Genomic DNA, 13,416 nt, shown 5'->3' on the forward strand with positions numbered 1-13,416 from the left:
TTGATAGTTATTCTATCTCAAATCTCACATCTCAATTCTAATATCTACGATTTAGTATCCCCTCGCTTGGTCATCGCCTCTATGGTCGGCTCCGGTTTGGAGTTTTCCGTTTTTGAGGATAACGATGTTTTCTACGCGGCCGATAGCACCTCTTTTATTGATTTTGTAACCGTCCTCTTCAAGGCTTTGACGAGTTTTGTCGTTGATTGCTTTTTCTTCAACGTCGATTACGTCGGGTTGCCATTGGTGGTGGAAACGGGCTGCTGACACGGATTCTTGTGCAGTCATGTCGAATTCCAATACGTTTAAGATGGTTTGGAATACCGAAGTGATGATCGTGGATCCACCTGGCGTACCAACAACCATTTTCAGTTTTCCATCTTCTTCGATGATGGTTGGTGTCATGGCGCTAAGCATTCTTTTTCCGGGTTCGATGGAATTTGCTTTACCACCTAGAAGGCCGTACATGTTTGGTGAACCTGGCTTTACGGAGAAGTCATCCATTTCGTTGTTCAATAGGAATCCTGCACCATCTACCCAAACACATGATCCGTAAGAACCGTTGATGGTTGTGGTCAAGGAAACGGCATTGCCATTCTTGTCAACGATGCTGTAGTGGGTAGTCTCTTCAGATTCGTAACCTGGGAACTTGGCAGCTTTTACCTGATCGCTAGGGGTAGCTTTATCCAAGTTTACCTTAGCCATACGGTCCTGGTTGAACTTGGCGTCGGTCAGGTTTGCGATCGGTACGCGGTAAAAGTCAGGATCACCTAAGTGGGTAGCTCTGTCTGCATACACACGGCGTTCAGCCTCGACCATTGCACGTACGGTACTGTCATGCTGGAATCCCCATTTTGCAAGCGGGTATTTCTCAACGGACTGCAATAGTGCCATTAATGCCACACCACCGCTAGAAGGAGGAGGCATAGAAATCACTTTATAGTTTTTGTACTTACCTACAATAGGGTCTCTCCAGCTTGCCTGATAATCTTCAAGGTCCTTTAAGCTGATGATACCATTGCCACGTTTCATTTCTGCAACGATGTATTCGGCAGTTTGTCCCTTATAGAAGCCATCACGTCCTTGTTCTGCAATTCGCTTCAAGGTTTCAGCCAATTCAGTTTGTACGAATAGGTCGCCTTCTTTCCATTCCGTGTCGCGGATGATTGCAGCACCATCAGGATTGAATTTTTGGAAGCGGGCTTTGTAGCGGTTGAATTCGCCAGCCTGTTGTTTGGTGATCGGGAAGCCTTTTGTTGCTAGGTCGATGGCCGGTTGAACTAAGTCTTTCCAAGCGATAGTGCCATATTTTTTGTAGGCAGCATCCATCCCGGCAACAGATCCCGGTACACCAGAGGCCAATTGTCCGTAAAGACTTAGGTCGGTAATAGGGTTTCCATCTTTGTCCAAGTACATGTCTCTGGAAGCTTTCTGAGGTGCTTTTTCGCGGAAGTCAAGGGATGATACCGAACCATCTCTTCCACGAAATACCATAAATCCACCTCCCCCAAGGTTTCCAGCGTTAGGGTAGACTACTGCTAGAGCAAATTTTACAGCAATTGCTGCATCAACAGCATTTCCGCCCTTTTTTAAGATCTCTACTCCCACCTCTGAAGCAATCGGGTGAGCCGTCACAACTGCTCCATTTTCATACTCGGTTTGGTTGGAAGCAGTCTGTTGATTAACTGAGCAAGAGCCCAGAAAAAAGACGATTAAGAATAAATAAATCAAATTAGGTTTTTTCATGTCGCTAAGATAATAAATTGGTATTATTAGATGAATTATATTAACTTCAATCAAATTTTTAATTATGCGAATACTGAGCCTGATCCTATTGCTTTTTGTGTCCATGCAACTGAAAGCGCAAACCGTAAAAATCCTGACCTACAATATTCACCATGCCAATCCACCTTCCACTCCTGGGAAAATTGATATTGAAGCTATCGCAAAGGTTATCAATGATGCGAATGCAGATATTATCGGTATCCAGGAAGTTGATATCAACGTCTCACGTTCGGAAATGGTAAACCAGGCAGAGAAACTGGCAGAACTTACTGGAACTGAATATTTCTTCTCTAAAGGAATCGACCTGGAGAAAGGCTATTATGGCATTTTGATCTTGAGTAAACATAAGATCGTAGGTAAAAGGAGGTATGATCTTCCTATGCCGGTGAAAAGTGAAAATCGTTCTTTGGCGATTGTAGATGTAGAGTTGCCTGGAGGAAAGGTCGTTTCATTGGCAAATACGCATCTGGACCTGAAGGAAGAGAACAGGATCGCGCAAGCGGAATTCATTAATGAACTTGGTGAGCTATATAAAAAACCATTGATCTTGGTTGGGGATTTGAATGCAAAACCGGAGTCTAAACCGATTCAGATCCTTGAAAAATATTTTGTTAGAAATACGATATCCAATCAGCCTACTTCTCCGAATGTTAATACAAAGAATGAAATCGATTATATCATGGTGCTAAAGAATCAGGATTTTAATTGGAAAAAGTATCAAGTGATCAAAGAAGAGTATGCTTCAGATCATTTGCCTTTGTATGCGGAGATTGAGTTTAAATAAGGAGGAGATGTGAGACATGAGATATGAGATGTGAGACAACGTTTGCTTCCCATTAATAATCCCAAGAGCTTATTTAAATGATGTACAGGTATCTTGACGCTGAATATCTCAATTCTCAATTCTCACATCTCAATACTATTTCTTCAGCTTCTCATTATTTTTATGGCGATCTGCATCGCGCATATTTTTCTTGTCAAGGTTTTTTTCTAGTGCAGAGGTCAGGTCTATTCCGGTCTGATTCGCTAGGCAGATCAGAACGAAGAGTACATCGGCCATTTCATCTGCTAGGTTGACTTCCTCATCTGATTTTTTAAAAGACTGTTCACCGTACTTTCTGGCCATGATGCGGGCTACCTCGCCAACTTCTTCCATTAACATGGCCGTATTGGTCAGTTCGTTGAAGTAACGAACTCCAGTGGTACTGATCCATTTGTCTACAATTTCCTGAGCTTCTTTGATTGTCATATTAGTATGTGTTTAGAAGTTGTCTTTGTCTTTAGTATTCATGATAATGGTAACTGGACCATCGTTTCGGAGGTCGATTTTCATATCAGCGCCGAAAATCCCCATTTGTACTTCCTTTCCCAGAAGGCTTGATAGATACTTTCCCATTTCCTCATACATAGGTTTTGCCTTGTCGGGCTTGCCAGCGCGGATAAAGGAAGGGCGATTCCCTTTCTTGGTCTGAGCAAATAAGGTAAATTGGGAGATCAATAGGATGTTGCCTTGGATATCCTGAACGGATTTGTTCATTAAGCCTTGTTCGTCTGAAAATATCCTCAGATTGACTATTTTCTGTCCCAACCATTGAAGGTCTTCTTTTGAATCCTCTTCTTCTACACCCAAAAGAACGAGTAAACCATCTTCAATTTGTCCTGTAATCTGATCGTCTACCGTACAGGATGCATGTGTCACTCTTTGAATTACTGCTCGCATGGCTTAAAAGTATTATTTAATTCGTTATTGGCAAAATCAATTGGGCAATCGGATTTCAAAACGCCAAAAAGCGAAAATGCCCTTCCGAATGAACGAAAGGACATCTTCTGTGGGGTTTGGTACTATTAAAATCTAATATTTAATCCTAGCATGGCATTAGTTTCCGCCTGCGGATAGTAGAAATTGAAATAATCTCTCTTTCCTACAGATTCCATGATCATGCTATATGTATAACCTGAGGTTGCATACTTTTCGTTGAAGATATTGTTGATCATCAGGTTTAAGTCTACGTTTTTAAGGCCAAATACAGAGAATGAATAGATAGCCTGGAAATTGTTGACGAAGGATGGAGCGATGCTTCTGTTCACTTCGGAGGTATTGTCTAGGTAAATCCTCGAGATGTATTTGCTCAAAAAGCTGAAACTTAATGATTCAATCGGTTTATAGGTGAAATTATTAGATAAGACCGCAGCTGGTGATTTTGCAATATCCGTAGTTTCATGCGTGATCAAATCATACTTTACAAAATCGAAATCGTCACTATAAACAGGGATGTTTTCTACAAAGTTTTTAATCTTGTTTTGCGATAAAGCTGCGGTTGCTGACCAAATGAATTTAGGATGGATTTTCCAACTTCCATCAAGCTCAAATCCCATTCGATAGCTTTTGTCCACATTTATCCTTACCGCTGAACCCACATCGTTCAATGCTCCGGTTGGTATCAACTGGTCTTTGTAAAGCATGGCATATAGGTTTGCTCCTATATTGATGTTTTCGTCTCTGTAGCGGTATCCAGCCTCAATATCCTGCATCTTCTCTGTCTTCGGAATTGCACCTATTGGGTTTTCTACGTAATCGTTTCTAGTAGGCTCTTTGCTCGCAAAGGCGTAAGAAGCGTATAGGTTGGAATTGCCGCTCAAGAAATATGTAACGCCTGCTTTGGGGTTGATAAAGTTGTGGGTGTCCTCAAACGTGAAGTCCTTTATCTTATCATCATCACCTTTTCCATTATAAACAATGTTCCTGTACTGGACATCCAGATTGAAAAGGAAGTTTTCTACTCTATAATCTGCCTTTGCGTAAAAGTTGAAGTCATTTTTATTGGCATGGCTAAAGTAGTATCTGTCATTGAGTTTATCCTGTGGGACTTGATCTGCCCAAATTACTTCTCCATAGTGATCGCCTTTGTATTGGTTGTAAGCACCACCGAAAGTGAAGTTCAGGTTGTTGGATGGCTTATAGAGCAGGGAATAGGTCAAGCCATAGAAATGATTGTCCAACCACCTTCTCCTTATCAAATCGGTATCTTTAATTGTATTGCCGTTTGCCACTACTGGATCAATTCCATAATGGTCTAGTCCATCCAATGGTCTGAATTCTTCATAATATCCTGCACCGCGGGTATAGTGAAGCGCCGTATTGAAGGTCATTTTTTCAGAAGGGCGGTAGGAGTAATTCAGATGGGCATGCGTCTGCGTATAGTTGTCCGTCTGATTGTCGTAAGTATAGTAGTTGTATTTTCGATCTCCATTTAAGAATCTCTCACGCTCTTGGTCGAACAACCAAAGGTTATCGGCGTACTCCTCAATCCTTTCTTTATTGCCAGTGAATAATGGTTCGGCAAGGCCGTACCAAGCTTGGTAAGTTTTTTCCTTACCTGAGAACACAGTGGCTTTCAAGGTATGTTTATCAGTATACATTCCTGCATCAACATAAAAAGATTTTAAATTGGAGGAAGCTCTATCTACATAGCCATCCGAAGAGATCCTAGATAACCTAGCATTAAATGCGAATTTATTGCTGATCAGTCCTGACCCAGCTTTTAGGGTGTTTTTCCAAGAATTATAGGAACCAAAGGAGTTGTTGAACTCTAGGTAGGGCTTTGTTTCCAGGGCGTCGGTCTGGAAGTTTAAAGAGGCTCCAAAAGCAGCAGGGCCATTGGTCGATGTTCCGATACCACGTTGAATCTGAATGCTCTCTGTACTTGAGGCAAAATCAGGAAGGTTTACAAAGAAGGATCCCATGCTTTCGGGGTTGTTCAATGGGATACCATTCAAAGTGACATTGATACGTTCATTGTCGGATCCACGGATAGTCATATTTGTATATCCGATTCCAGCACCGGCATCAGAACCTATAACGACGCCAGGGGTTTGGTCCAGGAGATATGGAATATCCTGTCCGAGGTTGTTTTTCTTGATGTCTTCCTTATTGATGGTTTTAAAAGTAGTCGCGGAATTTTCTTTCGCACGTGTTGCTGTTACATAAACTTCCTCGAATTCATACACGTTGTCTTTTAATTGAATGGAAAAATTAGCTTGATTTTTCGGATTTATTCTTAAAATCTCGGATTTATAACCAATAAAAGAAATTTTTAAGTCATGAAAGCCTGTGCTTAGATTGTCAAAAACGACAATTCCGTCTTTATTGGTGGATTTGGATTGTCCGTCGATGGACACAGTTGCGGCATCTGCAGGTGCTCCAGATTTGTCTAAAACCCTAACAGTGAAGTTTTGTTGAGCAAAGCTCGCAAGTACTAGCAAACATAAGGCTAAAGTTGCCCAAAGCTTGTTAAACATAATAAAAAAAATGTTTTAAAGAGTTAAACTTTCTTGCTGTAAGGGGTCACAACAAGTTCTATTTAACCGCCCTTTCCCTACGCTGGCATTATCCAGATCAGGTATGTATTTCTTGTAATCACTTGAAATACAGGGTATAATCTCAGCCTTTGTTCGTGTTTTTCAACAAGGCACCCCTATTCGATAGCGCAAAGCTAGCCTTTTGGATAAATAAAACAAAATTTAAATATTATTGTAACAAATTCGTAATTATTATTTTATTAGTTAAACTGATGGTATTTTTTTGTAAATTGCCTGCATTGCCATCAATGGGCAAATTACGCTAACTTTAAAAAAACGGAACTATTAATTTCTTATGAAGTATTACGCTGCTGATGTTGTGTTTCCTGTTGCCGGGCCTGCTATTAAAAAGGGGGTAGTCGCGATGGATGATCAAGGGATTGTGAAAGGTGTTTTCAATCCAGGTGAAATAGATGAAAATTTAGTGGAACAATTCAAAGGAGCTTTAATTCCTGGATTTGTAAATGCTCATTGTCATCTAGAACTTTCCCATTTATTAGGTGTTGTGCCTAGAAGTACAGGATTACCTAACTTCCTTTCTAATGTAATCAACGAACGCGGAAACCATGAAAGCAAGTTGGAAGCTGCCATGGAAGAAGCTGACAAAATGATGTATGAAAACGGAATCCAAGCTGTCGGCGACCACGTGAACTCAGCAGTTACCGCTAAGATCAAGGAAAATAGCCCTATCAAATACCATACTTTTGTTGAAGTAATGGCAACCAATAAGGAAGATGTTGTTACAAGAATCGACAATGCTAAGGAAATTGAGTTCCATTTTGATTACAAACATTCCTCAATCACCCCTCACGCGCCTTATTCTGGTTCTAAATTCTTATTTAAGACCTTGAAAAAAGCAATCAGCGAAGATAATATCATCAGTATCCACAATCAGGAAAGTGATGAAGAGAACAAGCTTTTCCGTTATAAAAAAGGCGAGTTCTTGGAGTTTTTCAAGAAGATGGACATGGTGATGGAAGATTTTAGGGCCCAAGCTAGAAACTCCCTGCAATCATTTTTGCCCTATATCCCTAGCAAGAATAAATTGATCCTAGTGCACAATACATATACTTCGATTAAGGACCTGGATTTTGTGGATAGAATGGGTAGATCGGTTTATTTCTGTTTCTGTCCAAAAGCCAACTTATATATTGAAGATAGAATTCCTAAAATCGACAATTTCTTGTTGGGAGGCCATGACATCGTGATTGGTACCGACAGTTTAGCGTCAAACGATACATTGGATATTTTAGAGGAATTAAAGGTTATCCACCAAGAGTTTCCGGATTTGGACTTCAATGAGACTATCAAATGGGCTACCTTGAACGGTGCTAAAGCATTGAACCTAGAAAGCGAATTAGGGTCTTTGGAAGTAGGCAAGAAACCAGGCTTGGTGTTATTGGAAGGAATGGATACATTCAAACTGAACCCGAAAGTTAAGGTTAGAAGAATTAGATAGTTTCTAATTCTATTTCTTCTTTTACCTTTGTATTCATGAAACATTGGAATATTAAGGTTCAAGGTAAAGTTCAAGGAGTCTTTTTCAGGGCTTCGACAAAAGCTGTTGCTGACCAATTGAAGGTAAAAGGTTTTGTGATGAACAAACCTGATGGATCTGTTTATATAGAAGCTGAGGGCGATGTTTTCGCCCTAGAGTCTTTAATAGACTTTTGTCAGGAGGGGCCTGAACATGCTGAAGTTGTCCATGTGGAATATGAAGAATCCAATGAAATCAAGGGATTCCGCAATTTCGAAGTCGTTAAGAAAATCAAATAAGCGTGTCGGTAGTTAAGAAATTTGTCAGCGATACGATGATCTATGGTCTCTCGACCATCTTATCCCGAATGCTTGGGTTCTTGATGACCCCTTTCTTTACAGGGAAGTTTCGTACCTCCGTGTACGGAGTTTTCACCAATCTTTTTTCATATGCTTCCCTGCTGAATGCTGTCATAGCATTTGGAATGGAAACGACTTTTTTCCGTTATCTGCAAAAGGAGGACGCTGATAAAGATCGTGTATTCGACAATAGTTTCTTGATTACCCTATTTACCACAGCAATTTTCCTTTTGTCTGTGTTCACTTTTACAGAGCCCATTGCCCATTTTTTAAGTGAGGGAGAAAATGTACCTGATTATATTCTGTACGTCAAGTTCTTTGCGCTGATCATTGCTGCCGATGCGATCGCAGTAGTGCCTTTTGCCAAACTGAGAGCAGGGGGGAGGCCAATTCGATATGGTTTGGTAAAACTGATCAACATCTTGGTCTTTATCACTGTCAATTTTACCTTGTTGGCATGGTTGCCAGAATGGAACAAGAACTCGGAATTTTTCAGGGAATTCAGTGCAGGTTGGTTTCGTGAAGGCTGGTTAGGTAATGTGTTTATTGCCAATTTAATGGCCAGTCTGGTTACTTTACTATTGTTGATTCCGCAGATTGCTGGATTTAGATTCCGACTGGACAATAAGCTGATCAAGAGTATGCTGAGCTATTCTTTCCCGATCTTGATTGCCAATATCTCCTTTATTATCAATGAAAATCTGGATAAGATCATGTTCCCGCGGTTGGTGCCAGGAGAGCAAGGGGAAATGGACCTTGGTGTTTATGGGGCGGTAGCAAAAATTGCCGTTTTCTTAAACCTGTTTGTCACTGCATTTAGATTGGGTGCAGAACCATTCTTCTTTTCTTATGCTAAGAACGAGAATGCGAGGAAGACCTATGCCATGATTATGGAATATTTCGTCATTGCGATGGTCATCGTGATGATTGGTTTATGTGCCAACCTTGACTGGTTAAAAGCCTTTATACGGGGATCTAAATTAGAGCCCGAAGCCTATTGGTCAGGACTGTTTATCGTTCCGATCTTGCTCTTCAATTATGTGCTTTTGGGAGTGTATATGAACCTGTCCATCTGGTACAAACTATCCGATCAGACCCGATATGGCCTGTATATATCTGGAGTAGGGGCGATTATTACCATTATTTTGAACCTCATTCTGATTCCTCGCTATTCCTATGTAGGAGCCGCATTGTCTACCACTAGTGCCTATGTGGTGATGGTTGGACTTTCCTATTTCTGGGGACAGCAGAACTATAGTATTCCCTATAACAGCAAGAAGATCCTAGCTTACCTTTTTATGGGACTGATTGTCTCTTGGTTTGCTTATTTTGGACATTTCTGGATAGGCAATCTATTGTTTATCCTGTTTTTGGGGGCTGTGTTCTACTTAGAAAAAAACACCTTGTTCAAGATCCTGAAAAGGCGATAAGCAAAATATGGAGTCAAAAAAAGTCGCTTATTCCTAAGCGACTTCCTCTGCAAAATTAAATCTTATTTCTTCCAGTACTTCCAGGATTTCATTGACATCCTGTAGGCTGACTAGTTTCATTCTATAATCCTTGAAATTAGGAATTCCTTTGAAATAGTTGGCATAATGCCTCCTCATTTCAAAAATTCCGGTTTTCTCACCCTTCCATTCAATGGACTTGGTCAGGTGGGTATGGCAGATATCGACACGTTCTGATACCGTAGGGCCGTCTAGGCGTTCTCCAGTATTGAAAAAGTGCTTGATTTCCCTAAAGATCCAAGGATAGCCGATGGATGCTCTGCCAATCATAATGCCGTCAACTTCAAATTCCTGTCTCCAGGCAGCAGCTTTCTCCACAGAGTCAACATCCCCGTTTCCAAAAATTGGGATTTGAATCCTTGGGTTCCTTTTCACGTCCTTGATCATCGACCAGTCTGCCTGACCTTTATACATCTGCGCCCTGGTGCGACCATGGATAGCCAACGCCTTGATACCGATGTCTTGCAGGCGTTCAGCAACCTCATACACATTTTTGGTGTTGTCGTCCCATCCCAATCTCGTCTTGACGGTAACAGGAAGGTGGGTAGCATCAACAACAGCCTTGGTCATCGCGACCATTTTGTCGATGTCCTGCAATAGGCTAGCGCCAGCGCCACGACAAGCTACATTCTTAACCGGACAACCATAGTTGATATCAATTAGGTTTGGATTAGCTGCCGTGCAGATTTCAGCCGATTGACGCATGTGTTCAATATCCGAACCGAAGATCTGTATGCCTATAGGTCTTTCATATTCAAAGATGTCCAGTTTCTGGCGAGACTTAGCGGCATCACGTATCAGGCCCTCGGAGGAGATAAACTCAGTATACATCATGTCCACACCGTTCTGTTTACACACGTAACGGAATGGAGGATCACTGACATCTTCCATAGGAGCCAACAACAATGGAAACTCACCTAAATCAATATGTTCGCCTATCTTTACCGACATTATTTGTTGAAATTTTTACAAAGGTAAACAAAAATAGACAATAGATAAGAGGCACAAGATTTTAGACATTCTAATGACCACCCTTCTTTTGTGTATTATTAGAGGTTCAGTGTCTAGATTTTGTTTACAAATTCCACTATGGCCTCCATCGGATCCTTTGTTTTCATGAAGTTTTCACCGATCAAGAAGGCGTTGAATCCCGCCTTTTTAAGGGCTTTGATGGTTTCAGGGTCTGAAATCCCACTTTCGGATACTTTGATAAATTGATCCGGGATTTTATTGACCAAATCATAGGAGTGCTCCAATGAAACACTGAAATCCTTCAGGTTTCTATTGTTTACCCCTATGGCATCAATGCTGTCAAAAATACTCCTTTGGAGCTCCTCCTCATTGTGCACTTCCAGCAATACATTTAATCCCAATGATTTGGCGTATTCCGAAAGACTTTTGATTTCCTGACGATCCAAGCATGCCGCAATCAGCAAGATAATGTCTGCTCCGTATGCCTTGGCTTCTGCGATTTGGTATTCATCCACGATAAATTCCTTACGCAATAACGGAATTTCTAACACCTCACGTGCTGCGGTCAGGTCTTCCAATGAACCCTGGAAAAAATCCTTGTCCGTCAGGACAGAGATGGCCGAAGCTCCCGCTTTTTGATAGCCAGATACTACTTCCTGTACTGTGGAGGTGCCATTGATCAAGCCTTTTGAAGGTGATGCCCTTTTGTATTCAGCAATGATCCCCGTTCTGTTTGGGTCCAAGATGCTTTCCCTCAGGTTATGGCATTCCCGAGAAAAGAGCGGCATGGCCTGTAAATCTGAAATGCTCAGCAATGCTTTGGCCGCTGCTACTTCCTCTTTCTTTCTGGCTACTATTTTATCTAATATGGTCATGTTATTCTTCTTTTATGGGAATTAATTCTTGCCCTTGATCCAATTGGCGATCAATGTTTTTCCATTATCGGTCAAGATGGACTCAGGGTGGAACTGCATGCCTTTTACATCATATTTCGTATGGCTCAGGGCCATAATTACACCGTTCGGGTCTACCGCAGTAACCTTTAGGTCCTCGTTTAAACTGTCAGGATCCACTGCCCAAGAATGGTAACGGCCGATTTTAGAATCTTCCGGGAAATTCTCGAAAAGAGGTTCAGAAGGGTCTGTCACCTGTATACTGGTAGCCACCCCATGCAGGGGTTTAGGCATATTGTAGAGCTTGCCACCAAATACCTCCGCAATAGCCTGTTGTCCTAGGCATATTCCAAGGATACTTTTGGTTGGCGCATATTTACGGATGACATCCAATAACAGACCGGCTTCCTCAGGAATGCCTGGACCTGGCGATAACAAGATCTTGTCGTATTTCTCGATATCCTCGAGTTCAAACTTGTCATTTCTAACGACTTCATAGCGCTCGTTCAATTCTTGAAGGAGGTGCACCAGGTTATAGGTGAAGGAGTCGTAGTTGTCGATTACTAATATTGGCTTGCTCATTTTATAAGGTTTCCGCTAATTCTAAAGCCCTGCGAAGAGCTGATATCTTATTATTTACTTCTTGTAATTCTTTTTCGGGATCTGAATCCAATACAATTCCAGCTCCAGCTTGATAATGCAGTACATTCTGCTTGCTCAGGAAGGAACGGATCATGATGGCATGGTTAAAATCCCCATTAAAGCCCATAAAACCAATAGCACCTGAATAAAAAGACCTTTGAAGGCCTTCATAACGGTCGATCAGGGTAATGGCCATATGTTTAGGGGCGCCAGATAGGGTTCCTGCCGGGAAGGTGTCACCAACCACATCAAAAGGATTGGTGTTTGGGTTCAACGTTCCGCTGACTTTGGACACCAAATGGATAACATGCGAATAGTATTGCGCCTCCTTGTACGATTTAACCTGCACATGATGGCAGTGCCTGCTTAAGTCGTTTCGGGCTAGGTCAACCAGCATGACATGCTCAGCACTTTCTTTCGGGTCATTTTTCAATTCTTCCGCAATCTTTTCATCGAGGTCCATATTCCCCGTACGCTTAAATGTTCCGGCAATAGGGTAGATGGTTGCCTGATCATTCTTGATCGTTAGCTGGGCCTCTGGGGATGAACCGAAGAGCTTAAAATCTCCATAATCAAAATAGAATAGATAAGGAGAAGGGTTGATCGAACGCAGTGCTCTATAGACATTGAATTCATCTCCCGAAAAAGGAGTTTCAAACGCCCTTGAAGGAACGATCTGAAAAACATCACCTCTCTGTATATGTTCCTTCATTTTATTGACCAAGGCCTTGAAGTCTTCGTCCTTCATGTTTGAAGATTCCTCACCTTTTACTTGGAAGGTATATTCAGGGAAGTTCTTGTTCTGGATCAGGAATTGAAGCCTGTCTAAATCAGAAGGTTCGTTTTCCAATAGGTTTTCAAACACATGCAATTGGTTCCTGAAATGGTCAATTGCGATGACGTATTTGTAGATATGGTATTGCAGCGTCGGAATTTTCCGTCTGTTGTTTTCTTTGGCCGTTAGTTCAATGTCCTCATAGAATTCCACGGCCTCAAAGCTGAAATATCCGAAAAGGCCATTGGAAATCACATTTACATCAGGAACTGGATCTGCTTCAAAAGATTTCCTGAATTTTGAAACCTCTTCCCTCAGGTTAAGATCCTTCGCGTTCTTTACGGTTTTCTTCTGGTTCGGTAGGCTGATGCTCAGTTCGTCATTTTCCAAGATGATGCTGGCGATCGGTTGGCAACAGATATAGCTGATGTTGTTGTCCCGGCTATGGTACTCCGAACTTTCCAAGAGCAGGCTGTTGGGGAAAGTGTCGCGCAGTCTAAGGTAGATGCTTACCGGTGTAGTCGTGTCCGCTAAGATCTTCTTATGGTTAGTTTTGAATTTAAAGTTCATATAAGTGTTTAATAGTTTTCAAAAATAAAAAAAGCCCGACGAAATACGTCGGGCTACCATTCAGTGGTTTTGGTTG

At 41.5% G+C, this 13,416-nt stretch carries 12 protein-coding genes and 1 riboswitch; of the genes, 4 read left to right on the forward strand and 8 right to left on the reverse strand.

Annotated features, from left to right (window positions below):
• Window positions 1-51: 51 nt before the first annotated feature.
• Window positions 52-1,746 carry a gamma-glutamyltransferase gene (ggt, locus tag NLF99_RS13875; protein WP_185213909.1) on the reverse strand — a complete coding sequence of 565 codons (1,695 nt, stop codon included), beginning with the start codon at window positions 1,744-1,746 and terminating at the stop codon, window positions 52-54.
• Window positions 1,747-1,810: 64 nt separating this feature from the next.
• On the opposite strand from ggt, the gene NLF99_RS13880 reads away from it, so the two are divergent.
• On the forward strand, window positions 1,811-2,569 hold the full coding sequence (locus NLF99_RS13880; protein WP_254529009.1) for an endonuclease/exonuclease/phosphatase family protein: 759 nt from the start codon (window positions 1,811-1,813) through the stop codon (window positions 2,567-2,569).
• A gap of 135 nt (window positions 2,570-2,704) precedes the next feature.
• On the opposite strand, the gene NLF99_RS13885 is transcribed toward NLF99_RS13880, so the two are convergent.
• The 3 genes from NLF99_RS13885 to NLF99_RS13895 all read right to left on the reverse strand — a co-directional run bounded on the left by NLF99_RS13885 (window position 2,705) and on the right by NLF99_RS13895 (window position 6,084).
• Window positions 2,705-3,034 (reverse strand): nucleotide pyrophosphohydrolase, encoded by a 330-nt coding sequence (locus tag NLF99_RS13885; protein WP_254529011.1) that lies wholly within the window; start codon window positions 3,032-3,034, stop codon window positions 2,705-2,707.
• Window positions 3,035-3,046: 12 nt separating this feature from the next.
• Window positions 3,047-3,505 (reverse strand): D-aminoacyl-tRNA deacylase, encoded by a 459-nt coding sequence (dtd, locus tag NLF99_RS13890; protein ID WP_254529013.1) that lies wholly within the window; start codon window positions 3,503-3,505, stop codon window positions 3,047-3,049.
• Window positions 3,506-3,630: 125 nt separating this feature from the next.
• On the reverse strand, window positions 3,631-6,084 hold the full coding sequence (locus NLF99_RS13895; RefSeq protein ID WP_254529015.1) for a TonB-dependent receptor: 2,454 nt from the start codon (window positions 6,082-6,084) through the stop codon (window positions 3,631-3,633).
• Window positions 6,085-6,141: 57 nt separating this feature from the next.
• Window positions 6,142-6,272, reverse strand: a riboswitch (TPP riboswitch).
• Window positions 6,273-6,439: 167 nt separating this feature from the next.
• On the opposite strand from NLF99_RS13895, the gene NLF99_RS13900 reads away from it, so the two are divergent.
• The 3 genes from NLF99_RS13900 to NLF99_RS13910 are packed head-to-tail and all read left to right on the forward strand — an operon-like array spanning window position 6,440 to window position 9,410.
• The gene (locus NLF99_RS13900) at window positions 6,440-7,603 is read left to right on the forward strand and encodes an amidohydrolase family protein (protein WP_185213914.1); all 1,164 of its coding nucleotides are present in this window, start codon (window positions 6,440-6,442) and stop codon (window positions 7,601-7,603) included.
• A gap of 35 nt (window positions 7,604-7,638) precedes the next feature.
• Window positions 7,639-7,920 (forward strand): acylphosphatase, encoded by a 282-nt coding sequence (locus NLF99_RS13905; RefSeq protein WP_254529017.1) that lies wholly within the window; start codon window positions 7,639-7,641, stop codon window positions 7,918-7,920.
• Between the two features lie 2 nt (window positions 7,921-7,922).
• On the forward strand, window positions 7,923-9,410 hold the full coding sequence (locus NLF99_RS13910) for a lipopolysaccharide biosynthesis protein (protein ID WP_254529019.1): 1,488 nt from the start codon (window positions 7,923-7,925) through the stop codon (window positions 9,408-9,410).
• Between the two features lie 33 nt (window positions 9,411-9,443).
• Here NLF99_RS13910 and dusB read toward each other — a convergent pair whose 3' ends face one another.
• The 4 genes from dusB to NLF99_RS13930 all read right to left on the reverse strand — a co-directional run bounded on the left by dusB (window position 9,444) and on the right by NLF99_RS13930 (window position 13,340).
• Window positions 9,444-10,439, reverse strand: a complete 996-nt coding sequence (gene dusB / locus NLF99_RS13915) for a tRNA dihydrouridine synthase DusB (RefSeq protein WP_185213916.1) — start codon at window positions 10,437-10,439, stop codon at window positions 9,444-9,446.
• 113 nt (window positions 10,440-10,552) lie between these two features.
• On the reverse strand, window positions 10,553-11,335 hold the full coding sequence (gene trpC / locus NLF99_RS13920; RefSeq protein WP_254529021.1) for an indole-3-glycerol phosphate synthase TrpC: 783 nt from the start codon (window positions 11,333-11,335) through the stop codon (window positions 10,553-10,555).
• A 21-nt stretch (window positions 11,336-11,356) separates the two neighbouring features.
• Window positions 11,357-11,935 (reverse strand): aminodeoxychorismate/anthranilate synthase component II, encoded by a 579-nt coding sequence (locus tag NLF99_RS13925; RefSeq protein ID WP_185213918.1) that lies wholly within the window; start codon window positions 11,933-11,935, stop codon window positions 11,357-11,359.
• Window position 11,936: 1 nt separating this feature from the next.
• Window positions 11,937-13,340 (reverse strand): anthranilate synthase component I family protein, encoded by a 1,404-nt coding sequence (locus NLF99_RS13930; RefSeq protein ID WP_254529023.1) that lies wholly within the window; start codon window positions 13,338-13,340, stop codon window positions 11,937-11,939.
• Window positions 13,341-13,416 lie beyond the last annotated feature (76 nt).

Source organism: Sphingobacterium sp. LZ11T8 (genome assembly GCF_024261425.1).
Taxonomy (GTDB): Bacteria; Bacteroidota; Bacteroidia; order Sphingobacteriales; family Sphingobacteriaceae; genus Sphingobacterium.